We start from the raw sequence: 22,842 nt of genomic DNA on the forward strand, positions 1-22,842 counted from the left end.
CAGTTTTGGTGCATCTGTTTCATTTTTGCCGGGACTACGCTTAAATACGTTTCAGCGAATACTTTTGAGGATGGCAAATTGACCACGGCGACAACCCTGAGCGAACTCCAGCAGCAGATCCGCGACCGCTATGACAGCCTGAGCAAAAGGCTGCAGCAGGTTTCCCGTTACGTGCTGGATAACACCAATAGCGTGGCATTTGATACCGTGGCCGCCATTGCCGAGCGGGCAGAGGTGCCGCCTTCTACGCTTATCCGCTTTGCCAATGCCTTTGATTTCAGCGGGTTCAACGAAATGAAACAACTGTTTCGCATGAATCTGGTGGAAGAGACGGCCAGCTATACCGATCGAGCCAGGCTGTTCCGCGAGCTGGGCAGAGAAGCCGTGCCGGAAACGCCGCTGGATATTTTGCAGGAGTTTGCCCGCTCAAATGCTCAGGCCCTGCAGCAGCTGGCCGCCCGTACCGAACCGGAAATGCTGCAGCGTGCAGTGGAATTGCTTGCCGAAGCAGACACGATCTACGTTGTCGGCCTGCGTCGCTCCTTTAGCGTGGCGGCCTATCTGACCTATGCCCTGAGCCACCTGGATTGCCGTGCCGTGTTGCTGGACGGGCTTGGTGGCATGCTGCGCGAGCAGGTCAACCGGGTGAAAGCGAAAGATATTGTGGTGTCGATAAGCTTCTCCCCGTATGCCGAAGAGACACTGATGGTCAGCGAAATTGCCGCCCAGGCGGGGGCTCGCCAGATAGTGATCACCGACAGCCAGATTAGCCCGTTCGCCACGTTTAGCGATCTCTGTTTTGTGGTGAAAGAGGCGCAGGTAGACGCTTTCCGTTCGCAGTCCGCCACGCTTTGCCTGGTGCAGTCGCTGATGGTGGCGCTCGCGTATTACCAGGGCACGCCGCACAGCGCGCTGTCGCCGGAGGCCTGATTTTCGGATTGCCGAATGTCTCCGCAGGGTTAAGATGGAAACAACGTTTCAAAAATAACTCTTACCCTAAGGAGACACCATGCCCTACGAAGCCAGCCCGTCGCGTTATCAATCCATGCAGTATCGCTTCTGCGGTCAGAGTGGCCTGCAGCTGCCCGCGCTTTCTCTCGGTTTGTGGCACAGTTTTGGCGGCGTAAGCCCGCTGGAGTCCCAGCGCGATCTGCTGCGCACCGCGTTCGATCTTGGCATTACGCATTTCGATCTGGCGAATAACTACGGGCCGCCTCCGGGCTCGGCGGAAGAAAACTTTGGTCGCCTGCTGAAGCAGGATTTTAGCGGCTATCGCGATGAGCTGATTATTGCCACCAAAGCGGGATATGACATGTGGCCAGGCCCTTATGGTTCCGGTGGCTCACGTAAGTACCTGCTGGCGAGTTTGGATCAGAGCCTGAAGCGTATGGGACTGGAGTACGTCGATATCTTCTATTCCCACCGCGTGGATGAGAGAACGCCGATGGAAGAAACGGCCAGTGCACTGGCACATGCGGTACAAAGCGGCAAAGCGCTTTATGTCGGGATCTCCTCTTACTCCTCCGAAAGAACACAGAAAATGGCCGATCTGCTGCGAGAATGGAAAATTCCGCTGCTTATCCACCAACCCTCCTACAACCTGTTAAACCGCTGGGTCGATAAAAGCGGCCTGCTGGACACGCTGCAGCGCAACGGCAGCGGCTGCATCGCCTTTACCCCGTTAGCCCAGGGCCTGCTGACCGGTAAATACCTGAACGGCATCCCGGAAGGTTCAAGGATGCAGGTGGAAGGCAATAAAATTCGCGGACTGAATGAAAAGATGCTGACCGAGGCTAATCTCAGCAGCCTGCGCTTGCTCAACGAGATGGCGCTGGAGCGCGGCCAGACGATGGCACAGATGGCGCTGAGCTGGCTGCTGAAAGATGAACGCGTCACCTCAGTGTTGATCGGTGCCAGCCGGGCAGAACAGCTAAAAGAGAATGTGAAAGCGCTGGAGAATCTCAACTTTACGGCAGAGGAGCTCGAGCGAATTGACCGCCACGTCGCCGATGGCGAGCTAAATCTGTGGCAGGCATCGTCCGACAAATAAAAGCAAAAGCCCCTGTTTAACAGGGGCTTAATATTTAATACTTGGCGCTGCGGGAGAGCTTGTCGAGATAACCCATCACAAACGCCGACAGCACAAACGTCAGGTGAATGATCACATACCACATCAGTTTGTTGTCCGGCACGTTTTTAGCGTCCATAAAAATACGCAGCAGATGGATGGACGAGATCGCTACTATCGATGCCGCAACTTTATTTTTCAGCGAACCGGAGTCCATTTTCCCCAGCCAGCTCAGTTTCTCTTTGCCTTCGTAAATATCCAGCGTCGAGACAAAGTTCTCATAGCCAGAAAACATCACCATCACCAACAGGCCGCCAACCAGCGCCATATCCACCAGCGAAAGCAGCGTCAGAATTAAATCAGCTTCCGCAATCGAGAAGATATTCGGGAGAACGTGAATGATCTCCTGGAAAAACTTCACCGTCAGCGCAAGCAGGGCCAGAGATAACCCGAAGTAAACCGGAGCCAGAAGCCAGCGCGAGGCGTACATCGCATTCTCAATAAAACGTTCCATAATGTCCTGTCTGGGAATATCAAAAGGGCGTCATTATAGCGAATTCCAGTGTTTAAGAGTGACCTGCATTGCAGGCCTTAAACACTTTTCAGGTCGATATCAGGGCGCTGGTACTGCGGCCACACCAGCGCCACCAGCTCCGGGTAAGCTTCCCGGCTAAACTCGTTAAAACACTGACGCAAGTTCAGTACTTCAATATCCGACAATGGCACCTGCTCACCTTCGGCACAGCGTTTTTTAATGTTGTCATAATATTTATATACCGCCGAATTTAAATCACTGCAGCGGCGCTGGGCGCTAAATAAAACCGGCTGAGACGTCAGCTCATCAATACGCATTTTTTTAATGGTGGCGTGAGTGAAGTCGATATACTCACTGTTAATACGCCAATAATAGCTGGGTGTAATTTTAGACATCAGCATGCCAAAATAATCTTCCCGCTCTTCGCTGGAGGTAATGGGTTGTATCTCACCCGCAGCGCGATTTTTTTTATTATTTGAGGTGCTAAATTCTTTGCGCATAACCAGCACGGCGCATAACAAAATCAAAATGGTGACAATAGAATAAAATATGCTGTGCATAAGAAACTCCTGTTTTTTTTATTTTTGAATTGAGGCATCATATCGCGAATCTCTGAACCTGAATATTGAACCGATATCAAAGGATCACATTCGATGCTGCCTGAACACTTCTTACCACGGCGCTATCCCGCTGTTGCACCGTCAACGCTCCCCGCAGAAGCTGAAAATAGTACCACGCCGGAAGTCGTTCAGGATAAGATTTTAACGCTGGAAAAAAACATCCTGAGCGGCAGTCATTATGCCGGGCAGGCCAAAAACCGCCTGCTTGAAGAAACCGATCGTCATATTAAAGAGAGGCTGCTGTGTGCCGTTCGGATAGAGGCGTTACACGCCCTGATTGGCGAACTGGTTGAAAAAGAACTTATTAGTGCAGCCGATTTGCAGATGCTTATCGAAGACAAAACCGCCTGGGTGAGTAGCAAGGAACAGGAAATTTGGGTTAATCAAATGACCCAAGAAAGACCCTGGCCATTATGCTATTCAATTGAGGAGTAGTGCTATGGCAGAACCTATAAAAAAACAGCCAGTGTTAATTAGCGCCGATGAAAATAAAGACCATGAATTTACGTTAAGTAAAAATATAGCGATTCTGGTTCGCCTTAAAAATGAAAATATCACCCGCAATACACAGGAAGTCACGGATATTACTTCGGCGCTTATCGACCTGAAGTGGATGAACCGCCGTGAAATCTTCCCGTGGCGTGCCAAAGAAGAGGTGTATGGGGCGGTACTGGAAGAGATCCTTAGCCATCATCCAAAACTTAAAGAGCAGATTATTAAGCGGCTGGAAGGGCATTATCAGCGCCTGAAAGAGCAGGAAGCGCAGACGCTGTCGATGACCCGTGGTCTGGCTGAGAAGACGTGGAAGAGTTCGACGCTGTGATTTAATCCCTGGCAGTGCAAATGCTCTTTGCTGTGCTGGGTGAATGTTCCGTTCACTCGTAGATCTGTTTCCCCTCACCCCGGCCCTCTCCCCAAAGGGGCGAGGGAGTAAACAGGTGCGGGAACGGCCCTCTCCCCAAAGGGGCGAGGGAAGAAACAGGTACAGGAACGGCCCTCTCCCCAAAGGGGCGAGGGAGTAAACAGGTACAGGGACGGCCCTCTCCCCAAGGGGGCGAGGGAGGAAACAGGTACAGGGACGGCCCTCTCCCCAAAGGTGCGAGGGAGGAAACAGGTACAGGGACGGCCCTCTCCCCAAGGGGGAGAGGGAGAAAGCAGGTGTGGGGAACATGGTTTATTCCCTCTCCCTCTGGGAGAGGGTTAGGGTGAGGGTCACTACCGCTTACTTCGCTTTCGTGACTTCCTGGCCGACCAGGCCAATCTTCAGATACCCTGCCTGGTGCAGCGTATCCATCACGTCCATCAGCGTTTCGTAGTCCACCGTTTTGTCCGCACGGAAGAAAATGGTGGTGTCTTTTTTCCCTTCGGTCGCGGCAATCAGCGCGTTGACCATCGACTCTTTGGTTATCGGGTCATTACCGATAAACATCGAATGATCGGCTTTTACCGACAGGTAAACCGGCTTCTCAGGGCGTGGCTGTGGTTCACTGCTGGAGGCCGGAAGGTTAACCTTCACGTCCACCGTTGCCAGCGGCGCCGCCACCATGAAGATGATCAGCAGCACCAACATAACGTCGATAAACGGCGTAACGTTGATTTCGTGCATTTCACCATTGTCATCGAGGTTTTCGTTCAGACGCATTGCCATGGGGCATTAACCTACTCGCAGTTGCTGGGTATTACGCACCGGACGCGGCTGAGCGGTACCATCCAGATCCAGATCGCGGCTTTGCAGCAGCAGAACCTGAGCGGCAACGTCGCTGAGGGTCGCTTTGTAGCTGCCGATCATACGCGCGAAGATGTTATAGATGACGACCGCCGGGATAGCAGCGACCAGGCCGATGGCCGTCGCCAGCAACGCCTCTGCGATGCCCGGGGCAACTACCGCCAGGTTAGTGGTCTGAGACTGGGCAATACCGATAAAGCTGTTCATGATGCCCCAAACGGTACCGAACAGGCCGACGAACGGCGAAATCGCACCAATGGTGGCAAGGAAACCGTTGCCGCGCCCCATGTGACGCCCAACGGCGGCCACGCGGCGCTCAAGGCGGAAACCGGTACGATCTTTAATGCCTTCGTTATCTTCCACGCCGGCTGAAAGTTCCAGTTCATTCTGGGCTTCGTTGATTAACAGCGTGCTCAGGCTTTTACTGTCAAACGCTTCGGCCGCGCTGCTCGCTTCATTGAGGGAGCGCACGTTAGCCAGCAGCTGCTGCTCTCGCTTGAGGCGACGTTTCTGGGTAATCAGCTCCACACTCTTACTGAAAAAGATGGCCCAGGTGACAACTGAGGCCAGAATCAGGCCAATCATCACGATCTTCACTACGATGTCAGCATGTTGATACATGCCCCAAACGGACAGATCCGTCTGCATCAGATTACTCGTCACGTCTTACGCTCCAGCGAGAAATAAATGTCAAAACTGAGACTAATATATCAAAAAACTATCGAATTGATAGTCGTTCTCATTAGTATTTACAGACTGCCGGAAATTATTGAAGCATTCCTTGCGCTTACGCAGGAAAAGCGCCCACCTGGTGAAATGATGGCTTTTTTCGCCAACCTGAAAAAACGCCATGATGCCCTTTGCGCATTTTGTGTTAATTTACGTCCAGACATCCAGATGGTTAGACGGGGAAGTGTAAATGGCGGAAAAACACATCGAAACGGCGCTGGTCAACGCCGGGCGCAGCAAGAAATTTACTCAGGGTTCGGTTAACAGCGTTATTCAGCGCGCCTCTTCCCTCGTCTTTGAAAGCGTTGAGGCCAAAAAGCAGGCCACTGCCAACCGCGCTAAGGGCGAGCTGTTCTATGGGCGCCGCGGCACGCTGACCCATTTCTCGTTGCAGGAAGCGATGTGTGAACTGGAAGGCGGCGCGGGCTGTGCCCTCTTCCCCTGCGGCGCCGCTGCGGTGGCCAATACGATTCTGGCCTTTGTCGAACAGGGCGACCACGTCCTGGTGACCGAAACCGCCTACGAGCCAACGCAGGACTTCTGTACCAAAATTCTCTCGAAGCTCGGGGTCAGCACCAGCTGGTTCGCACCGGAGATTGGTGCCAATATTGCCGACCTGATTCAGCCGAACACCAAAGTCGTTTTTCTGGAATCTCCCGGTTCCATTACAATGGAAATCCATGATATTCCAGCGATTGTCGCAGCGGTAAGGCGCGTTGCTCCTGAGGCTATCATCATGATCGACAACACCTGGGCGGCTGGCGTGCTGTTTAAAGCGCTGGAGTTCGGCATCGATATCTCCATTCAGGCGGGCACCAAATATTTAATTGGCCATTCGGATGCGATGGTTGGCACCGCGGTATCCAATGCCCGATGTTGGGATCAGTTGCGCGAGAATGCCTATCTGATGGGGCAAATGCTGGATGCAGACACCGCGTATATGACCAGCCGCGGCATTCGCACGCTGGGTGTGCGCCTGCGCCAGCATCATGAAAGCAGCCTGAAAGTAGCCGAATGGCTGGCACAGCATCCGCAGGTTGAGCGCGTGAATCATCCGGCGCTGCCGGGCAGTAAAGGGCACGAGTTATGGAAACGTGACTTTACGGGCAGCAGCGGGCTGTTCTCATTTGTGTTGAAAAAGCGGCTGAATGATGAAGAGTATGAACAGTACCTCAATCATTTCGAGTATTTCAGCATGGCCTATTCCTGGGGTGGCTATGAATCGCTTATTCTCGCTAATCAGCCTGAAGAGCTGGCGGAGATCCGCCCGGCTGGCGGCGTCGACTTTAGCGGCACCCTGGTTCGCCTTCACATTGGGCTGGAAAACGTGGACGATCTGATTGCCGATCTGGAAGCGGGTTTCCAGCGTATTGCCTAAAAATTCCGTTTATCGGTAACCGTGGAACAGTTTTTTGCCATCATCGGCGTTTTGTTGAGCCTGGGATCAAGGTGTCGCGAAGATTTTAGCAGTACAATGTGTAGAAATTAAGGTGAGCCTAAGTTGCGGGTGCAATACTCAGGGCGAACTCAATAAGCGGTTCCACAGGAATACCTATGGCTGTTATACAAAATATTGTCGAGGCGCTTTGGCATCACGATTTTGCCGCGCTGGCCGACCCCCATGTGATTGGCATTGTCTATTGCGTTATGTTTGCGACGCTGTTCCTGGAAAATGGGCTGCTTCCTGCTTCATTTTTGCCGGGCGATAGCCTGTTGCTGCTCGCGGGGGCGCTTATCGCCAAAGGCGTGATGGGCTTTGTGCCGACGCTGGTGATTTTAACCATCGCAGCCAGTCTGGGCTGCTGGCTTAGCTATTTACAAGGGCGCTGGCTCGGCAATACCCGCACGGTTAAAGGCTGGCTGAAACAGCTGCCAACCCAGTACCACCAGCGCGCCACGCAGATGTTTGACCGCCACGGTTTACTGGCGCTGCTTGCGGGCCGCTTCCTGGCCTTTGTTCGTACTCTGCTGCCTACCATGGCGGGGATTTCCGGCCTCAGCAACCGCCGTTTCCAGTTCTTTAACTGGCTAAGTGGCCTGTTGTGGGTCGGCGTTGTAATTAGCCTTGGCTACGCGCTCAGCATGATCCCCTTTGTTAAGCGCCATGAAGATCAGGTGATGACCTTCCTGATGATTTTGCCGGTTGCTCTGCTGATTATGGGCCTGGTCGGCACGGTGTTTGTGGTGCTGAAAAAAAAGGTTAGCGCCGCGTAACCACACTTAATAAAGAAAGAGCGGATAGGCCCGGCTTATTCGCTCTTCACTTTTGCCTCATCAAATAACCCGCATCCGCGCCATATCTTCCCCCGGCGTCACGCCAAAATAGCGCTTAAACTCCCGGCTAAACTGAGATGCGCTCTCGTAGCCGACGCGGATAGCCGCCGCGCTTGCCTTCATACCGTCATGCAGCATTAACATTCTTGCCTTATGCAGTCGGTAGGTTTTCAGGTATTGCAGCGGAGACGTACTGGTCACCGACTTAAAATTATGATGGAAAGCCGAAACGCTCATGTTGGCCTCGGCTGCCAGCTGGTCCACGGACAGGTTTTCGGTGTACTGATTTTCAATCCGCCGCAGCACGCGGCTGATCAGGCTAAAATGCGTCTGACGGCTTACCAGCGCCAGCAGCGCCCCGCCGCTTGGGCCAGTCAAAACGTGATAAAGGATCTCGCGGATAATCTGCTTGCCCAGGACTCGGGCATCAAGAGGACGATCCAATACGTCCAGCAACCGCTCCGCAGCGCAAAGTATTTCTTCCGACAGCTCGGCGGAGTTTATCCCGTCGATGCATGACTGCGGGTGGAAGAGATCGTCTTCGCCAATGTCCATCAGCAAATCCTGCAGTTGCTGAATATCGACGTTAATTCTCATCCCGGCGAGCGGCACGTCCGCGGTCGCAAAGGTTTCGCACTCAAACGGCAAAGGCACCGTCAGCAACAGATATTCATTGGCGTCATAGCGAAATACACGATCGTTCACATAACCTGTTTTATGGCCAGAAAAGAGAAAAATGATTCCTGGCTCGTACATAACCGGGGTGCGCGCCAGTGGTTTAGTGCCGTACACCAGTCGTACGCCATCGAAAAAATTCTCTTTTTTTTCCTTTAAAATTAGCTGATTGATTTTTTCAGTCAGTTGCTGGCAGATAGCCTGGCTGCTCATTTATTACGTCTCCACGGCGCGTTTTATCCGGCTTACAGTGTGCGATGAATTCTGCAATTTCTCCAGCCGTTTGGAGAAACAGGCAAGATAAAGGCAGAAATATGCATTGAGAGAGGCAAGGTGGCGGACCACAATAAGCGCCATCAGATTTAGCAATGTGACTCATCTAACGAACGGGAAACCCATCATGAATAACTTCAATCTTCATACCCCAACCCGCATCCTGTTTGGTAAAGGCTCCCTGGCAGAACTGCGTGACCAGATCCCTGCGGACGCTCGCGTACTGATTACCTACGGCGGCGGTAGCGTGATTAAAACTGGCGTACTGGGCCAGGTTAAAGATGCGCTGAAAGGCCTCGACGTGCTGGAGTTTGGCGGCATCGAACCTAACCCGTCTTACGAAACGCTGATGAAAGCCGTAGAGATTGCGCGTAAAGAAAACGTGACTTTCCTGCTGGCAGTCGGAGGTGGCTCCGTGCTCGACGGCACTAAATTCATCGCCGCAGCAGCGCACTATCCGCAGGATATCGATCCGTGGAACATTCTGCTGACGCGCGGTAACGACGTGAAAAGCGCGATCCCAATGGGTTCCGTGCTGACGTTGCCAGCAACCGGCTCCGAATCCAACAAAGGCGCGGTAGTTTCCCGCCGCTCTACTGGCGACAAACAAGCGTTCATGTCTGACTTCGTTCAGCCTGTCTTTGCGGTTCTGGATCCGGTTTACACCTACACCCTGCCACCTAAACAGGTTGCTAACGGCGTGGTGGATGCCTTTGTGCACACCATCGAGCAGTACCTGACTTACCCGGTCAACGCCAAAGTTCAGGATCGTTTCGCAGAAGGCATTCTGCTGACGCTGATCGAAGACGGCCCGAAAGCGCTGAAAGATCCGGAAAACTATGATGTGCGTGCGAACGTGATGTGGGCTGCAACAATGGCGCTGAATGGCCTGATCGGGGCAGGCGTGCCGCAGGACTGGGCGACCCATATGCTGGGCCACGAACTGACCGCAATGCACGGTCTGGATCACGCTCAAACGCTGGCGGTGGTTCTGCCTTCTCTGATGAATGAAAAGCGTAACGAGAAGCACGCCAAACTGCTGCAATATGCAGAACGCGTCTGGAACATCACCTCCGGCAGCGAAGAAGAGCGTATTGATGCGGCTATCGAAGCGACCCGCAATTTCTTCGAGAAAATGGGCACCGCGACTCGCCTGTCCGCCTACGGCCTGGACGGCAGCTCCATCCCTGCTCTGCTGGTGAAACTGGAAGAAAAAGGCATGACTAAGCTGGGCGAACATCAGGACATTACGCTGGACGTTAGCCGCCGCATTTACGAAGCCGCGCGCTAAGAGAATCCAGGTTAGCGCTTTGACTGCCTGAGTTTCGACTAGACTTAATACCAAACTTACACCGGGCTTGCCCGGTGTTTTTCGCACTATTAAGGAGGTACGCATGACTCATCCAACCTTAATCAAGCTCCAGGATGGCAACGTAATGCCGCAGCTTGGGCTCGGTGTCTGGCAGGCCAGCAACGACCAGGTCAGGACAGCCATTGAGAAAGCCCTGGAAGTGGGATACCGCTCCATTGATACCGCCGCCGCCTACAAAAACGAGGACGGCGTAGGCACCGCACTGAAAAGCGCAGGCATTGCGCGTGACGACCTGTTTATTACCACCAAGCTCTGGAACAGCGACCAGCAGCGGCCTCGCCAGGCGCTGGAAGACAGCCTTGAAAAACTGCAGCTTGATTATGTCGATCTCTATCTGCTGCACTGGCCGGTGCCGAGTAAAGATCACTATCTCGAAGCCTGGAAAGGGCTGATTGAGCTGCAAAAAGAGGGGCTGGTGAAGAGTATCGGGGTGTGTAACTTCAATCTTAATCATCTCCAGCGGCTGATCGACGAAACCGGCGTTAGCCCGGTGATCAACCAGATTGAGCTGCACCCTCTGCTGCAACAGCGCCAGCTTCACGCCTGGAACGCGACTCACAAAATCCAGACGGAGTCCTGGAGCCCGCTGGCCCAGGGCGGCGAAGGCGTGTTTGATCAGAAAATCATTCGTGATTTAGCGGACAAATACGGCAAAACACCGGCTCAGGTGGTGATTCGCTGGCACCTCGATAGCGGACTGGTGGTTATCCCTAAATCGGTCACACCGGCCCGTATTGCTGAAAACTTTGACGTGTTCGACTTCCGCCTGGACAAAGAAGAGCTGGCTGAAATTGCGAAGCTCGACAGCGGTAAACGCCTTGGGCCAGACCCGGACGTATTTGTCGGCTAAATCCGGCTTCTCTTTTCTCTCCCAAACCACCTTAGCCTTAACCAGCCGGGTGGTTTTTTATTTCCTGCACACTCCCTGCCCCAGCGCTTTCTACGTGTAACACATCCGTTTGATCGTCGCGTGAATTTTCACGGCGTTCATTATTTGTTCTTTTAGCCGTAATCAAAAAGTCACACAACACCACGATAAATAGGGCCAGCTTCGCTAACTCATTTGGAATGGTTATGAACAGATCCCTTGCCGTAGTTACCAACTCTGACCTGGAGTCGCTGCCGCAGTTTGCGCCCGCGCCGGGGCGTAAAGTCCTGAGCGTTAAGAGCCTGAGTAAGGCCTATAACGCACACCAGACCGTGCTGCACGACATTAACTTTGACCTGCATGCCGGTGAACTGGTGGGCGTGATTGGCCGCTCAGGCGCGGGGAAATCTACGCTGCTGCATATTCTGAACGGTACGCATTCTGCCACGTCGGGCGAGATCCTCAGCTTTCCGGAAGTCGGGATGCCGCACGATGTGTCTAAACTCAGCGGTCGCGCCCTGAACCAGTGGCGCACCGAATGCGGCATGATCTTCCAGGACTTCTGCCTGGTGCCAAGACTGGATGTGCTGACCAACGTCCTGCTGGGCCGCCTGAGCCAGACCTCCACGCTGAAATCCCTGTTTAAAGTATTCCCTGAGGCAGACCGCGCCCGTGCGATTTCGCTTCTGGAGTGGATGAACATGCTGCCCCACGCCCTGCAACGCGCCGAGAACCTTTCCGGCGGCCAGATGCAGCGCGTCGCCATTTGCCGAGCGCTGATGCAAAACCCAAGCATTTTGCTGGCCGATGAGCCGGTAGCTTCGCTCGACCCGAAAAATACCCAACGCATCATGAAAGTGCTGCGTGAAGTGTGTGAGCAAGGCATCAGCGTGATGGTGAACCTGCATTCCATCGAGCTGGTGAAAGAGTACTGCACCCGCGTTATCGGGGTTGCAAAAGGAAATATCGTGTTTGACGGTCATCCGTCGATGTTAACGGACGACGTGCTGCATCTCTTGTACGGCGATGAAATCAATCAAGTGCATTAATTCTCTCTCCAATTGATACAACACAGGCAATGATAATGAAAAAGCAACTGACTGGCGCATTACGTTTATCCGCAGTGATTACTGGCCTTGTGATTGCAGGCCACGCTATGGCTGCTGACCAGCCGCGCGAACTGAACCTCGGGATCCTCGGCGGGCAGAATGCGACCCAGCAAATTGGTGATAACCAGTGTGTGAAGCAGTTCATGGATAAAGAACTGAATGTCGACACGAAACTGCGTAACTCTTCTGACTACTCTGGCGTTATTCAGGGCCTGATCGGCGGTAAAGTCGACCTGGTGCTGAGCATGTCCCCTTCTTCCTACGCTTCGGTATACATGAACGACCCGAAAGCGGTGGATATCGTTGGCATCGCGGTTGACGATAAAGACCAGTCTCGCGGCTACCACTCTGTGGTGATCGTGAAAGCCGACAGCCCGTACAAAACCATCGAAGATCTGAAGGGCAAATCCTTCGGCTTCGCGGATCCGGACTCCACCTCTGGCTACCTGATCCCGAACCACGAGTTCAAACAGAAACTCGGCGGCACCGCGGACAACAAATACAACAACTTCTTCTCCAGCGTCACCTTCTCCGGCGGCCACGAGCAGGACATCCTGGGCGTGCTGAACGGCCAGTTTGCTGGCGCGGTGACCTGGGCTTCCATGGTTGGCGACTATAACGACGGCTACACCGCCGGGGCGTTTAACCGCCTGATCCGTATGGATCACCCGGACCTGATGAAGCAGATCCGCATCATCTGGACTTCGCCACTGATCCCGAACGGCCCGATCCTGGTCAGCAACAAGCTGCCGGCTGACTTCAAGGCCAAAGTGGTGGATGCGGTGAAAAAACTGGATAAAGAAGATCACGGCTGCTTCGTGAAGGCGATGGGCGGCACCCAGCACATCGGCCCGGCATCAGTGGCTGACTTCCAGCAGATCATCGACATGAAGCGTGAGCTGGTTAGCGCTCGCTAATTGACGCCCACCGCATAAAAATCGCACCCCGGCGACCTGCCAGGGTGCTTTTTTATCAGGACGGGGCAACCCGTCACCGGAAACAAACCGGATAATAAGTGATGATGTTGAATACGGAATTTGAGCGTTACTATCACCAGGTCAGAATGCGCCAGAAGCGCGACACGCTGATTTGGTCCCTGCTGCTGGTAGGCCTGTATCTTACCGCCGGTCATGTCGCTGAGTTCAGCCTGACCACCATCTGGCAATCGCTGCCAAACTTCCTCGACTACATGTTCGAAACCCTGCCGACGCTGCACCTTTCGGTTCTGCTGGCCGACGTCCACACCAAAGGCTCGCTGGCCTATTGGGGATACCGCCTGCCTATTCAGCTGCCGCTGATTTGGGAAACGCTGCAGTTGGCGCTGGCTTCAACGCTGATTTCGACCTGTATTGCTGCCGTGCTGGCATTTTTGGCCGCCGGTAATACATGGACGCCACCCGCCGTACGCTTCGGCGTTCGGGCATCGGTGGCGTTTCTGAGAACCATGCCGGAACTGGCATGGGCGGTAATGTTCGTGATGGCCTTTGGCATCGGCGCTATTCCGGGGTTTCTGGCGCTGGCCCTGCACACCATTGGCAGCCTGACCAAGCTGTTTTATGAAGCCATCGAAAGCGCGTCCGACAAACCTGTACGTGGCCTGGTGGCCTGCGGTGCTACGCCACTTCAGCGCGTACGCTTCGCCCTGTGGCCGCAGGTGAAGCCGATCTTCTTGTCCTACAGCTTTATGCGCTTCGAGATTAACTTCCGCTCCTCCACCATTCTCGGCCTCGTTGGCGCGGGCGGGATCGGCCAGGAGCTGATGACCAACATTAAACTCGACCGTTACGATCAGGTCAGCATCACGCTGCTGCTGATTATCGTGGTGGTTTCCATCCTCGATGTCCTATCCGGCAGGCTACGCCGCTGGGTTCTGGAGGGGAAAAAATGAGCATTTCACAGGCAACACCGGATCTCGCTAAAAGCCGCGAGCAGCACCGTGAACTTTACCGGATGCAGGGGCGCTATCTGCGCCACATCGGGCTACTGGCCGCCGCTATCCTCGGCTACTACGTCTGGTTTTTCTTCACTTTCGGCATCGACTCCGGGCAAATCCTGACCGGCATCGCTCAGCTCGGGCGCTACTTCCTGCGCATGTTTGTCTGGCATGACTTTGTTAACTGGCCGTTCGCCTATTACTTCTCGCAAATCGCCATTACGCTCGCCATTGTTTTTGCCGGGACGCTGACCGCCACAGTGCTGGCGCTGCTGCTGTCGTTCTTTGCCGCACGCAATATCATGCAGGGCCCGGTAGCACGCATAGTCGCGCTGCTGGTTCGCCGCCTGTTTGACCTGCTGCGTGGCGTGGATATGGCGATTTGGGGGCTAATATTTGTGCGTGCCGTGGGGCTTGGGCCTCTGGCAGGCGTACTGGCAATTATCATGCAGGATACCGGCTTACTGGGCAGGCTTTATGCCGAGGGGCACGAAGCGGTAGAGCGCTCTCCGAGCCGGGGATTAACCGCCGTGGGAGCTGCGGGTATTCAGAAGCACCGCTTCGGAATCTTCACCCAGTCGTTCCCGGCATTTCTCTCCCTCAGCCTGTATCAGATTGAGTCCAACACCCGTTCAGCGGCGGTGCTGGGCTTTGTCGGCGCGGGCGGTGTCGGCCTGGTTTACGCCGAGAACATGCGGCTGTGGAACTGGGACGTGGTGATGTTTATCACCCTGATTCTGGTCTGCGTGGTAATGGCGATGGATGCTATTTCGGCCTGGCTGCGCCGCCGTTATATCACCGGGAAGCCGGTGCCGCTGTATTCTCCGCAATAACATCTAAACGGGGCACGGTTTTCGCCATGCCCCGGTTTCGCTACAAAGACCAGTTCAGCGTTTGCCAGCCGTAACGTGCGCCCTGCGCGGCAAGTTTCTGGCAAGGATTTACCATCAGCACTTTATCGGCCTCAAGGCACAGCGGTAAGTCGTTGATAGAGTCGGTATAAAACGTCAGTTCGCCGCTGTATTCCGGGTTCACCGCCAGCCACTCCTTCAGACGGGTAATTTTGCCAGCCTGATAGCTCGGCACGCCGCTTATCACGCTGGTGTAGGCATTATTGCCGGTCACCAGGTCGATACCGATGGCGTGTTCAATGCCCAGCCGCGGCGCAATGGCCTTTACCAGCAGGCTGACCGACGCAGAGATGATCATCATCTGCTGACCCTGGGCGTGCAGTTGCTCAATCAGGCGCTTGGCTTCCGGGTAAACCAGCGGCAAAACATCGGTTTCTACACAGCGGGCCACCAGCGTATCGACGTCGGCAATTGTCATACCGGTCAGCGGGGCCAGCGTGACGCCAACGTATTCGTGAATGTTCATTTCGCCGCGCTGGTAGTCGAGCATCAGCTTGTGCTCTTTGGCCAGATAATCAGGATCTTTTATCAGCCCTTCGCGGGAAAGGAAGCGGCTCCAGAGGGTGCTGCAATCGGCGTCAATCAGGGTATGGTCGAGGTCAAAAACGTACAGCGGGTTAGACATGTTCATTTCTCATTTCAGCAAAGAGGCCGCCGGGCAGCTTAGCACCAGACCCGACGGACAGGGATTCCCACTTCTCTTTGTCGCAGAAAAAAATGACAGCGGCATGAAAGCACGCCGTTACTTCACATGCGGCTTCCTTTTTCCTGCTGCTGCCGGGCGGCGCTGGTGCGCAAGCGGGGTGTGCTTCGTCAGCGCCGGCCGGGCGTGACGAGCATTCCTGCGGGCTTCTCGCATCTCCTCCAGGGTTGGGGCAGGCACCAGGCATTCACGTCTGCCGCCAATCAGATGCTTTTTACCCATCGCCTCCAGCGCCTCGCGAATCAGCGCCCAGTTAGCCGGGTCGTGATAGCGCAACAGGGCTTTATGGAGGCGGCGTTGACGATCGCCGCGCGGCACGACGATATCCTCGCTTTTGTAGCTCACCTTGCTCAGCGGATTTTTACCCGTGTAATACATGGTGGTGGAGTTAGCCAGCGGCGATGGATAGAAGTTCTGAACCTGATCGAGGCGGAACCGGTGCTGCTTCAGCCACAGCGCGAGATTCACCATGTCCTCATCACGCGTCCCCGGGTGCGCGGAGATAAAGTATGGGATCAGATACTGCTCTTTGCCAGCCTGCTTCGAATAGGTATCGAATAGCTCTTTAAAGCGATGATAGCTGCCCATCCCCGGCTTCATCATCTTCGATAGCGGCCCTTCTTCGGTATGTTCTGGGGCAATTTTCAGGTAACCGCCTACGTGATGAGTAGCCAGCTCTTTGATATAGCGCGGGTCGGCTACCGCCAGATCGTAGCGTACGCCGGAAGCGATTAAGATCTTTTTCACCCCCTTAAGATCGCGGGCGCGGCGGTAGAGATCGATGGTCGGCTGATGGTTGGTGTCCATATGCTGGCAAATTTCCGGATAAACGCACGACAGGCGGCGGCAGGTTTGCTCCGCACGCGGCGACTTGCAGCGCAGCATATACATATTGGCGGTTGGGCCACCGAGATCGGACACCACGCCGGTAAAGCCCGGCACGCTGTCGCGCATGGCTTCGATTTCGCTGATGATGGAATCTTCGGATCGGCTCTGGATAATGCGACCTTCGTGCTCGGTGATGGAGCAGAAAGAGCAGCCTCCGAAGCAGCCACGCATAATGTTCACCGAGAAGCGGATCATCTCATAGGCCGGAATGCGAGCCTTGCCGTAGGAAGGATGAGGCACACGCTGGTAAGGAAGCGCGAACACGCTGTCCATCTCTTCGGTCGAAAGTGGAATAGCCGGTGGGTTGATCCAGATATAGCGATCGCCGTGCTTTTGCATCATCGCTCGGGCGCAGCCAGGGTTGGTTTCATGATGCAGGATCCGCGAAGCGTGGGCATACATCACCTTATCGGCCTTCACCTTCTCAAAGGACGGCAGCAGAACATAGGTCTTTTCCCAAGGCTTTGGTCGCGGCGGCTGCACGGTTACAGCTTTGGCTTCATCCGCTTTCGTATCCTTCGGTTTATTACCGTCGGCACAGGGGAGATCGTCCCCGTAAGGGTGCGGAATGGGGTCGATTTTTCCTGGCGTATCAAGGCGGGTGGAGTCGACGCCTGCCCAGCCGGGCATCGCTTCTTTGCGCATGATGGCGGTATTACGCACGTCGCAAATGTCAGCGATCCCTTCGCCGTTGGCCAGACGATGCGCCACTTCCACCAGCGGCCGTTCACCGTTGCCGAAGATCAGCATATCGGCTTTAGCATCCACCAAAATCGAGCGGCGCACGGTATCAGACCAGTAGTCATAGTGCGCGGTACGGCGCAGGCTCGCTTCGATGCCGCCCAGGATCACCGGCACATCACGCCACGCTTCTTTACAGCGCTGGGTGTAGACCAAAGAAGCGCGATCGGGACGCTTGCCTGCCACGTTATCCGGCGTGTAAGCATCGTCATGCCGCAGCTTACGATCTGCCGTGTAGCGGTTAATCATCGAATCCATGTTCCCGGCGGTCACGCCAAAGAACAGATTCGGCTTGCCGAGGCGCATAAAGTCTTGCTTAGAAGACCAGTCCGGTTGGGAAATAATCCCTACGCGGAAGCCCTGAGCCTCTAACATACGGCCACAAATGGCCATCCCGAAGCTGGGGTGATCCACATAGGCGTCGCCGGTGACCAGAATGATGTCGCAGCTGTCCCAGCCGAGTTCGTCCATCTCCGCGCGGGACATGGGTAAAAACGGTGCCGGACCAAAACAAGCAGCCCAATATTGAGGCCATGAAAAGAGTTCGCGATCCGGCTGGATCAGGCTTTTGACGCTCATAGGATTTCCGAAGAGGTGATGTAGAAATGAACAAAAGGGCGGCGATTATACGCCTATTAGGACTATTTTTTGAAGGGTTATTCTGGGTTTTCTGCCCCTCACCCCGCCCCTCTCCCAAAGGGGCGAGGGAGAAAAACTCAGAGCAAAGTACCATGCTGCCCCCTCTCCCTTCCTGGGAGAGGGTTAGGGAGAGGGTAAAACTACGGCGCGGGCTGAACCAATAACTGACCGATGGAACCGCGATCGGCAAGCTCCAGCGTCTGGCTGGAATAGAGGAACGGGAAATGCTCCCAGGACGGCTGCCCAAAGTAGACCAGCAGCTCAACCTGCCCGTCAATCCACACGGTATCCTTCCAGCCGCGATCTTCCCCGAACGGAGAAGCCCCGTTCACGTTGCGCACCAGGAAACTGACGCCCTCAATGTGGAAAGACTGCGGCGTATCGGCGCGTACCGTCCAGCGTTCCCAGGTGCCCTGCTGAGTCTGAATATCTATCCGCTTCATATCCCACAGCTGGCCGTTAATGCCCGGATCGTCACCGAGGGTGATTTCACGGCTGCGCGTTGGGTTACCGCCAATAATCTCTTCCGGCAGAAGGCGCATTGGCAGCGTGTCGGTCACCAGCGGCAGCAGGCCGGTAGGACGCAGCGTTAACACCAGCGTGGAAATCAAAATGCTCGACGGCTCAAAGAAACCACGAATGCGATCCATGATTCCCGCAGCTTCACCGGCGGTAATCGAGACCTCTTTGCCTTCGGTCATGTCGATAAGAATTTCTCGCCGCTCTCCCGGCGCCAGCGACAGCTGCTTGACCGAAACGGGTGCCGGCAGGAACCCCTGATCGCTGGAAATCACTGCGATGGAGCGACCATCACTCATTTGCAACTGATAGCGGCGCGAGTTTGAGGCGTTCAATAAACGCAGGCGCACCCAACCACGGGACACTTCCACATACGGACTTTGCACCCCGTTCACCAACAGCGTATCGCCAACAAAACCGCCGCTGCCCGGCTCCTGATACTCCGGCGCACCGAAGTTATCGAGCCGCTTGTCCTGGATGATGATCGGGAAGTCGTCCACGCCGTAATGGTTAGGGATTGGCAGAGATTTGCTGACTTCATCCTCAATTAACCACATCCCCGCGAGGCCGCTGTAAACCTGTCTTGCGGTGCGATTCGGCGTGTTGGCGTGATACCACAGCGTGGCGGCTCGCTGGCGAATAGGTAAAACGGGCGCCCAGTCTACGTTTGGCGACATCATACGTGCGGCCCCGCCAATCAGCGGACCCGGCACCTGCAGGCCAGCAATCGTCATCGCAACATTTTCCTGCAGACGGTTGCTGTAAATCATCTTCACGTCATCCCCGCTCCAGACGCGAATGGTTGGCCCCATATAGCGCCCGTTAAAACCCCAAACGGGTGCCTTCGCGCCGCCGGTAAATGACCAGTGAGCGCGCTGCAGCGTCAGGAATAAGGGCTGGCCGCGACGAGATTCAAGCAGAGGGGGGACAGGTAAAGGCTGCTGCTGCCCTGCCGCGTTTGCCCTCAGCGGCACCGAGCCGGCACAAAGCGCAACTCCGGATGCCTGAATAAACTGACGCCGACTGAGTGACATAATTGCTCCATGTAAAACTGAATAACGAAAGGCGATACAAACCGTACCGCCAAAGGCGGCATTTAACTCGCCTGATTCTTTTCAACTTTGCCGGCTGCTTCACGCGCGGCAACTTCTTGATTGAGTTCGTCGATTTTGGCCATCATCAGTTCACGACAGTCAGTGGCCAGCTTACGGACCTGATCTTTCCCATAAGCGCTGGTATCAATTGGCGGCAGCATTTCGACGATGACCAAACCGTTGTTCCAACGATTTAGCTTAATTTTATTACTGGTATTGGAAACGCACACCGGAATAATCGGCACGCCCGCAGCAATCGCGGCATGAAACGCCCCGGTTTTAAACGGCAGCAGGCCGCGGCCACGGCTGCGGGTCCCTTCCGGGAACATCCAGATAGAAACATTACGCTTGCGAATCTGATCTACAACCTGGGAGATAGTGCCATGGGCTTTTGCCCGGTTATCCCTGTCGATCAACAGGTTGCCCGTCAGCCAGTAAAGCTGGCCAAAAAATGGGATCCACACCAGGCTTTTTTTCCCAACCGTCACCGTCGGCGGCTGCACGATGCTCGAGGCCGTCACCATATCGTAGTTGTTCTGATGGTTACCGATGTAAATCGCGGTGGGGTGGTTTTCTGCCCCGGCAGGTAAGCGGGTTTCAACCTTGAGACCAAATACTGGCGCCAGACGTCCGAAAAGGTGCCCAAAAGTTGCCACATGGCGCGGATTGCGCGGGCTAAACAGACAATAAATTGAACCAAAGATGCATACCAGGATGCAGTAAATAACGACAATAATAAAACGTACAATCGCTAGCATAACTACCTCATGAGCCGAAGCCGTTGATAAGTATATCGGCTTTAGCGTAAAACACACCGGACGGCGGCAACGTTGCCACCGTACCCCGGATTATTCTTCGCTGTCTCCAGCTCCAGCCCGCACAGGGGAATCGACGTCTACACGGTCGATACGCTGCAGACCACGCATCAACGTCCCGCGACGGCCTCGCTCACCGGTAATTTTCTGCAACTCTTCAGGGCGAAGCTTAATTTTACGCTTCCCGACATGCAGCGTCAGCGTGCTTTGCGGCGGTAGGATAAACAGATGTGCCAGCTTATCTTCACCCTTCGCCGCTTCGGCTGCCGGGATAGAGATAATTTTGTTGCCCTTCCCTTTCGACAATTCCGGCAAATCACTCACCGGGAACATCAGCATGCGCCCGGCAGCGGTGATAGCCAGCAGCATGTCGTCTGCACTGTGAATTTCCAGCGGAGGGAGAACACGGGCGTTATCAGGAAGGGAAATCAACGTTTTACCTGCGCGGTTGCGTGATACAACGTCGTTAAAGGTACAGACGAAGCCATAGCCCGCATCAGACGCCATCAGCAGCTTCTGATCGTCTGCGGCCATCAGCACATAGTCCACCGTCGCACCTGGCGGTGGCGTCAGCTTACCGGTCAGAGGCTCACCCTGACCTCGCGCTGACGGCAGCGTGATCGGATCCAGCGCGTAGCTTCGCCCGGTGGAGTCAATGAACGCCACGGGTTGATTACTTTTGCCTTTGGCAGAGCCAAGGTAGCTGTCACCGGCTTTGTAGCTCAGGCCCGGCGCGTCAATATCGTGGCCTTTGGCGCTGCGCACCCAGCCCATTTGCGACAGCACAATAGTCACCGGTTCAGACGGCACCATGTCATGCTCGCTCATCGCCTTCGCTTCACCGCGCTCGTGCAGTGGAGAGCGACGGTCATCACCGTAGGTATCGGCATCCGACTGCAGTTCTTTCTTCAACAGCGTGTTCATTTTACGCTCGGAAGCGAGAATACCCTGCAGCTGATCGCGTTCTTTTTCCAACTCGTTCTGCTCGCCGCGGATCTTCATCTCTTCCAGTTTGGCGAGGTGGCGCAGCTTCAGCTCAAGGATCGCTTCGGCCTGCGTTTCGCTGATATCAAAGCGCGACATCAGCACCGGCTTCGGCTCATCCTCGGTACGAATGATATGGATCACTTCGTCGATATTGAGGAACGCCACCAGCAAGCCTTCGAGGATATGCAGGCGTTTAAGGACTTTTTCCAGACGGTAGTTCAGGCGGCGGCGCACCGTGTCACGACGGTAGACCAGCCATTCGCTGAGGATCTCCAGCAGGTTTTTCACCGCCGGACGGCCGTCCAGGCCAATCATATTCAGGTTAACGCGGTAGCTTTTTTCCAGATCGGTGGTCGCGAACAGATGGTTCATGACCTGCTCAACGTCTACACGATTAGAACGAGGCACAATCACCAGTCGGGTCGGGTTTTCATGATCCGACTCATCGCGCAGGTCTTCAACCATTGGCAGCTTTTTCGCCCGCATCTGGCTGGCAATCTGTTCCAGCACGCGAGCGCCCGATACCTGGTGTGGCAGCGCGGTAATCACCACGTCACCGTCTTCTTTGCGCCATACCGCACGCATGCGAACTGAACCGCGCCCGTTCTGGTAGATTTTGCGAATATCTTCACGCGGCGTAATGATTTCCGCTTCGGTCGGATAATCCGGACCGTGGACGATATCCAGCAGGCTGTCCAGCGTCGTTTTTGGCTGGTCAATCAACGTTATGGCGGCCTGGGCAACCTCACGCAAGTTATGTGGAGGAATGTCCGTTGCCATCCCTACCGCAATGCCGGTTGTGCCGTTAAGCAGAATGTTAGGTAAACGTGCAGGCAGCATTTTTGGCTCCTGCAGCGTTCCGTCAAAGTTCGGGATGTAATCTACCGTTCCCTGTCCAAGTTCGCTGAGCAGCAGCTCCGCGTACTTCGACAGGCGAGATTCGGTATAACGCATTGCAGCAAAGGACTTGGGATCATCCGGCGCGCCCCAGTTCCCCTGCCCGTCAACCAAGGGGTAGCGGTAAGAGAACGGCTGCGCCATCAGCACCATCGCTTCATAACAGGCGCTGTCGCCGTGCGGATGGTATTTACCCAGCACATCACCCACGGTACGGGCAGACTTTTTGAATTTTGCGCTGGCGTTTAGCCCCAGCTCAGACATCGCATATACGATTCGACGCTGAACCGGCTTGAGCCCGTCGCCAATAAACGGCAGGGCGCGGTCCATGATGACGTACATGGAATAGTTGAGATACGCATTTTCCGTGAATTCGTGCAGCGCAAGACGCTCAGCACCATCATGAGTCAAATCACTCATTGCTCATTCATCCTCAAACTGACGAACCGATTGTGGCCACAATCGG

General features: G+C 54.9%; 22 protein-coding genes and 1 pseudogene. 13 read left to right on the forward strand and 10 right to left on the reverse strand.

What is annotated here, in order from left to right:
- Positions 1 to 78: 78 nt before the first annotated feature.
- Together LH23_RS02030 and mgrA are read left to right on the forward strand one after the other, a co-directional pair.
- Entirely contained in the window at positions 79 to 930 is an 852-nt protein-coding gene (locus tag LH23_RS02030; protein WP_039287713.1) for a MurR/RpiR family transcriptional regulator, read from the forward strand.
- A gap of 79 nt (positions 931 to 1,009) precedes the next feature.
- Positions 1,010 to 2,050, forward strand: coding sequence for an L-glyceraldehyde 3-phosphate reductase (gene mgrA / locus LH23_RS02035; RefSeq protein ID WP_039287716.1), 1,041 nt, complete (start codon positions 1,010 to 1,012; stop codon positions 2,048 to 2,050).
- A 34-nt stretch (positions 2,051 to 2,084) separates the two neighbouring features.
- On the opposite strand, the gene LH23_RS02040 is transcribed toward mgrA, so the two are convergent.
- A complete protein-coding gene (locus tag LH23_RS02040; protein WP_039287718.1) occupies positions 2,085 to 2,582 on the reverse strand; it encodes a TIGR00645 family protein in 498 nt (165 codons plus the stop codon).
- Between the two features lie 77 nt (positions 2,583 to 2,659).
- Positions 2,660 to 3,163: an ESA_00282 family adhesion-associated protein gene (locus tag LH23_RS02045; RefSeq protein ID WP_039287721.1), complete on the reverse strand. Its 504-nt coding sequence runs from the start codon at positions 3,161 to 3,163 to the stop codon at positions 2,660 to 2,662.
- A 93-nt stretch (positions 3,164 to 3,256) separates the two neighbouring features.
- Between LH23_RS02045 and LH23_RS02050 the strand changes: the two genes are divergently transcribed.
- Positions 3,257 to 3,658, forward strand: a complete 402-nt coding sequence (locus tag LH23_RS02050) for a hypothetical protein (protein ID WP_039287726.1) — start codon at positions 3,257 to 3,259, stop codon at positions 3,656 to 3,658.
- 4 nt (positions 3,659 to 3,662) lie between these two features.
- Positions 3,663 to 4,046 (forward strand): hypothetical protein, encoded by a 384-nt coding sequence (locus LH23_RS02055; RefSeq protein ID WP_052050113.1) that lies wholly within the window; start codon positions 3,663 to 3,665, stop codon positions 4,044 to 4,046.
- Positions 4,047 to 4,445: 399 nt separating this feature from the next.
- On the opposite strand, the gene exbD is transcribed toward LH23_RS02055, so the two are convergent.
- Together exbD and exbB are read right to left on the reverse strand one after the other, a co-directional pair.
- A complete protein-coding gene (gene exbD, locus LH23_RS02060; RefSeq protein ID WP_039287730.1) occupies positions 4,446 to 4,871 on the reverse strand; it encodes a TonB system transport protein ExbD in 426 nt (141 codons plus the stop codon).
- A gap of 6 nt (positions 4,872 to 4,877) precedes the next feature.
- Positions 4,878 to 5,612 (reverse strand): tol-pal system-associated acyl-CoA thioesterase, encoded by a 735-nt coding sequence (gene exbB, locus LH23_RS02065; RefSeq protein WP_039287732.1) that lies wholly within the window; start codon positions 5,610 to 5,612, stop codon positions 4,878 to 4,880.
- Positions 5,613 to 5,636: 24 nt separating this feature from the next.
- Between exbB and LH23_RS23895 the strand changes: the two genes are divergently transcribed.
- The 3 genes from LH23_RS23895 (at position 5,637) to yghB (ending at position 7,892) form a co-directional block, all read left to right on the forward strand.
- The gene (locus LH23_RS23895) at positions 5,637 to 5,942 is read left to right on the forward strand and encodes a hypothetical protein (protein WP_156108008.1); all 306 of its coding nucleotides are present in this window, start codon (positions 5,637 to 5,639) and stop codon (positions 5,940 to 5,942) included.
- Positions 5,869 to 7,056, forward strand: coding sequence for a cystathionine beta-lyase (metC, locus tag LH23_RS02070; RefSeq protein WP_039287735.1), 1,188 nt, complete (start codon positions 5,869 to 5,871; stop codon positions 7,054 to 7,056). Before LH23_RS23895 ends, metC begins: the two co-directional genes overlap by 74 nt.
- Before the next feature lie 176 nt (positions 7,057 to 7,232).
- Complete coding sequence (gene yghB, locus LH23_RS02075) at positions 7,233 to 7,892, forward strand: DedA family general envelope maintenance protein YghB (protein ID WP_039287742.1); 660 nt, start codon at positions 7,233 to 7,235, stop codon at positions 7,890 to 7,892.
- A 60-nt stretch (positions 7,893 to 7,952) separates the two neighbouring features.
- On the opposite strand, the gene LH23_RS02080 is transcribed toward yghB, so the two are convergent.
- Positions 7,953 to 8,840: an AraC family transcriptional regulator gene (locus LH23_RS02080; RefSeq protein ID WP_039287746.1), complete on the reverse strand. Its 888-nt coding sequence runs from the start codon at positions 8,838 to 8,840 to the stop codon at positions 7,953 to 7,955.
- A gap of 187 nt (positions 8,841 to 9,027) precedes the next feature.
- On the opposite strand from LH23_RS02080, the gene yqhD reads away from it, so the two are divergent.
- The 6 genes from yqhD to phnE (LH23_RS02110) all read left to right on the forward strand — a co-directional run bounded on the left by yqhD (position 9,028) and on the right by phnE (LH23_RS02110) (position 15,015).
- Positions 9,028 to 10,191 carry an alcohol dehydrogenase gene (yqhD, locus tag LH23_RS02085; protein WP_039287753.1) on the forward strand — a complete coding sequence of 388 codons (1,164 nt, stop codon included), beginning with the start codon at positions 9,028 to 9,030 and terminating at the stop codon, positions 10,189 to 10,191.
- Between the two features lie 103 nt (positions 10,192 to 10,294).
- Positions 10,295 to 11,122 (forward strand): 2,5-didehydrogluconate reductase DkgA, encoded by an 828-nt coding sequence (gene dkgA / locus LH23_RS02090; RefSeq protein ID WP_039287756.1) that lies wholly within the window; start codon positions 10,295 to 10,297, stop codon positions 11,120 to 11,122.
- A gap of 224 nt (positions 11,123 to 11,346) precedes the next feature.
- Positions 11,347 to 12,189, forward strand: coding sequence for a phosphonate ABC transporter ATP-binding protein (gene phnC / locus LH23_RS02095; protein ID WP_039287781.1), 843 nt, complete (start codon positions 11,347 to 11,349; stop codon positions 12,187 to 12,189).
- Between the two features lie 35 nt (positions 12,190 to 12,224).
- Positions 12,225 to 13,166, forward strand: coding sequence for a phosphonate ABC transporter substrate-binding protein (gene phnD / locus LH23_RS02100; RefSeq protein ID WP_008460942.1), 942 nt, complete (start codon positions 12,225 to 12,227; stop codon positions 13,164 to 13,166).
- Between the two features lie 101 nt (positions 13,167 to 13,267).
- Complete coding sequence (gene phnE / locus LH23_RS02105) at positions 13,268 to 14,137, forward strand: phosphonate ABC transporter, permease protein PhnE (RefSeq protein WP_039287783.1); 870 nt, start codon at positions 13,268 to 13,270, stop codon at positions 14,135 to 14,137.
- Positions 14,134 to 15,015 carry a phosphonate ABC transporter, permease protein PhnE gene (gene phnE / locus LH23_RS02110; protein ID WP_039287792.1) on the forward strand — a complete coding sequence of 294 codons (882 nt, stop codon included), beginning with the start codon at positions 14,134 to 14,136 and terminating at the stop codon, positions 15,013 to 15,015. The genes phnE (LH23_RS02105) and phnE (LH23_RS02110) overlap by 4 nt, the downstream gene beginning before the upstream one ends.
- A 40-nt stretch (positions 15,016 to 15,055) precedes the next feature.
- Here the strand turns inward: phnE (LH23_RS02110) and LH23_RS02115 are convergent, their stop codons facing one another.
- The 5 genes and pseudogenes from LH23_RS02115 to parC form a co-directional block, all read right to left on the reverse strand.
- The gene (locus LH23_RS02115; RefSeq protein WP_039296295.1) at positions 15,056 to 15,718 is read right to left on the reverse strand and encodes an HAD family hydrolase; all 663 of its coding nucleotides are present in this window, start codon (positions 15,716 to 15,718) and stop codon (positions 15,056 to 15,058) included.
- Positions 15,719 to 15,853: 135 nt separating this feature from the next.
- Positions 15,854 to 18,057 (reverse strand): annotated as a pseudogene (locus LH23_RS02120) (YgiQ family radical SAM protein); the annotation flags it as partial.
- A 147-nt stretch (positions 18,058 to 18,204) separates the two neighbouring features.
- Positions 18,205 to 19,617, reverse strand: coding sequence for a cell division protein FtsP (gene ftsP, locus LH23_RS02125; protein WP_039287801.1), 1,413 nt, complete (start codon positions 19,615 to 19,617; stop codon positions 18,205 to 18,207).
- Positions 19,618 to 19,679: 62 nt separating this feature from the next.
- Entirely contained in the window at positions 19,680 to 20,435 is a 756-nt protein-coding gene (locus LH23_RS02130; protein WP_039287803.1) for a 1-acylglycerol-3-phosphate O-acyltransferase, read from the reverse strand.
- A 90-nt stretch (positions 20,436 to 20,525) separates the two neighbouring features.
- Positions 20,526 to 22,796: a DNA topoisomerase IV subunit A gene (gene parC / locus LH23_RS02135; RefSeq protein ID WP_039287806.1), complete on the reverse strand. Its 2,271-nt coding sequence runs from the start codon at positions 22,794 to 22,796 to the stop codon at positions 20,526 to 20,528.
- Between the last annotated feature and the right edge of the window lie 46 nt (positions 22,797 to 22,842).

This window comes from Cedecea neteri (assembly GCF_000758305.1).
Taxonomy (GTDB): Bacteria; Pseudomonadota; Gammaproteobacteria; order Enterobacterales; family Enterobacteriaceae; genus Cedecea; species Cedecea neteri_C.

What these genes read in the sequence shown, in the direction of transcription:
- mgrA (WP_039287716.1), top strand. Translation starts at nt 1,010, where the DNA reads ATGCCCTACGAAGCCAGCCCGTCGCGTTATCAATCCATGCAGTATCGC.
- LH23_RS02040 (WP_039287718.1), bottom strand. Translation starts at nt 2,582, where the DNA reads ATGGAACGTTTTATTGAGAATGCGATGTACGCCTCGCGCTGGCTTCTG.
- LH23_RS02045 (WP_039287721.1), bottom strand. Translation starts at nt 3,163, where the DNA reads ATGCACAGCATATTTTATTCTATTGTCACCATTTTGATTTTGTTATGC.
- LH23_RS02050 (WP_039287726.1), top strand. Translation starts at nt 3,257, where the DNA reads ATGCTGCCTGAACACTTCTTACCACGGCGCTATCCCGCTGTTGCACCG.
- LH23_RS02055 (WP_052050113.1), top strand. Translation starts at nt 3,663, where the DNA reads ATGGCAGAACCTATAAAAAAACAGCCAGTGTTAATTAGCGCCGATGAA.
- exbD (WP_039287730.1), bottom strand. Translation starts at nt 4,871, where the DNA reads ATGGCAATGCGTCTGAACGAAAACCTCGATGACAATGGTGAAATGCAC.
- LH23_RS23895 (WP_156108008.1), top strand. Translation starts at nt 5,637, where the DNA reads ATGTCAAAACTGAGACTAATATATCAAAAAACTATCGAATTGATAGTC.
- metC (WP_039287735.1), top strand. Translation starts at nt 5,869, where the DNA reads ATGGCGGAAAAACACATCGAAACGGCGCTGGTCAACGCCGGGCGCAGC.
- yghB (WP_039287742.1), top strand. Translation starts at nt 7,233, where the DNA reads ATGGCTGTTATACAAAATATTGTCGAGGCGCTTTGGCATCACGATTTT.
- LH23_RS02080 (WP_039287746.1), bottom strand. Translation starts at nt 8,840, where the DNA reads ATGAGCAGCCAGGCTATCTGCCAGCAACTGACTGAAAAAATCAATCAG.
- yqhD (WP_039287753.1), top strand. Translation starts at nt 9,028, where the DNA reads ATGAATAACTTCAATCTTCATACCCCAACCCGCATCCTGTTTGGTAAA.
- dkgA (WP_039287756.1), top strand. Translation starts at nt 10,295, where the DNA reads ATGACTCATCCAACCTTAATCAAGCTCCAGGATGGCAACGTAATGCCG.
- phnC (WP_039287781.1), top strand. Translation starts at nt 11,347, where the DNA reads ATGAACAGATCCCTTGCCGTAGTTACCAACTCTGACCTGGAGTCGCTG.
- phnD (WP_008460942.1), top strand. Translation starts at nt 12,225, where the DNA reads ATGAAAAAGCAACTGACTGGCGCATTACGTTTATCCGCAGTGATTACT.
- phnE (WP_039287783.1), top strand. Translation starts at nt 13,268, where the DNA reads ATGATGTTGAATACGGAATTTGAGCGTTACTATCACCAGGTCAGAATG.
- phnE (WP_039287792.1), top strand. Translation starts at nt 14,134, where the DNA reads ATGAGCATTTCACAGGCAACACCGGATCTCGCTAAAAGCCGCGAGCAG.
- LH23_RS02115 (WP_039296295.1), bottom strand. Translation starts at nt 15,718, where the DNA reads ATGTCTAACCCGCTGTACGTTTTTGACCTCGACCATACCCTGATTGAC.
- ftsP (WP_039287801.1), bottom strand. Translation starts at nt 19,617, where the DNA reads ATGTCACTCAGTCGGCGTCAGTTTATTCAGGCATCCGGAGTTGCGCTT.
- LH23_RS02130 (WP_039287803.1), bottom strand. Translation starts at nt 20,435, where the DNA reads ATGCTAGCGATTGTACGTTTTATTATTGTCGTTATTTACTGCATCCTG.
- parC (WP_039287806.1), bottom strand. Translation starts at nt 22,796, where the DNA reads ATGAGTGATTTGACTCATGATGGTGCTGAGCGTCTTGCGCTGCACGAA.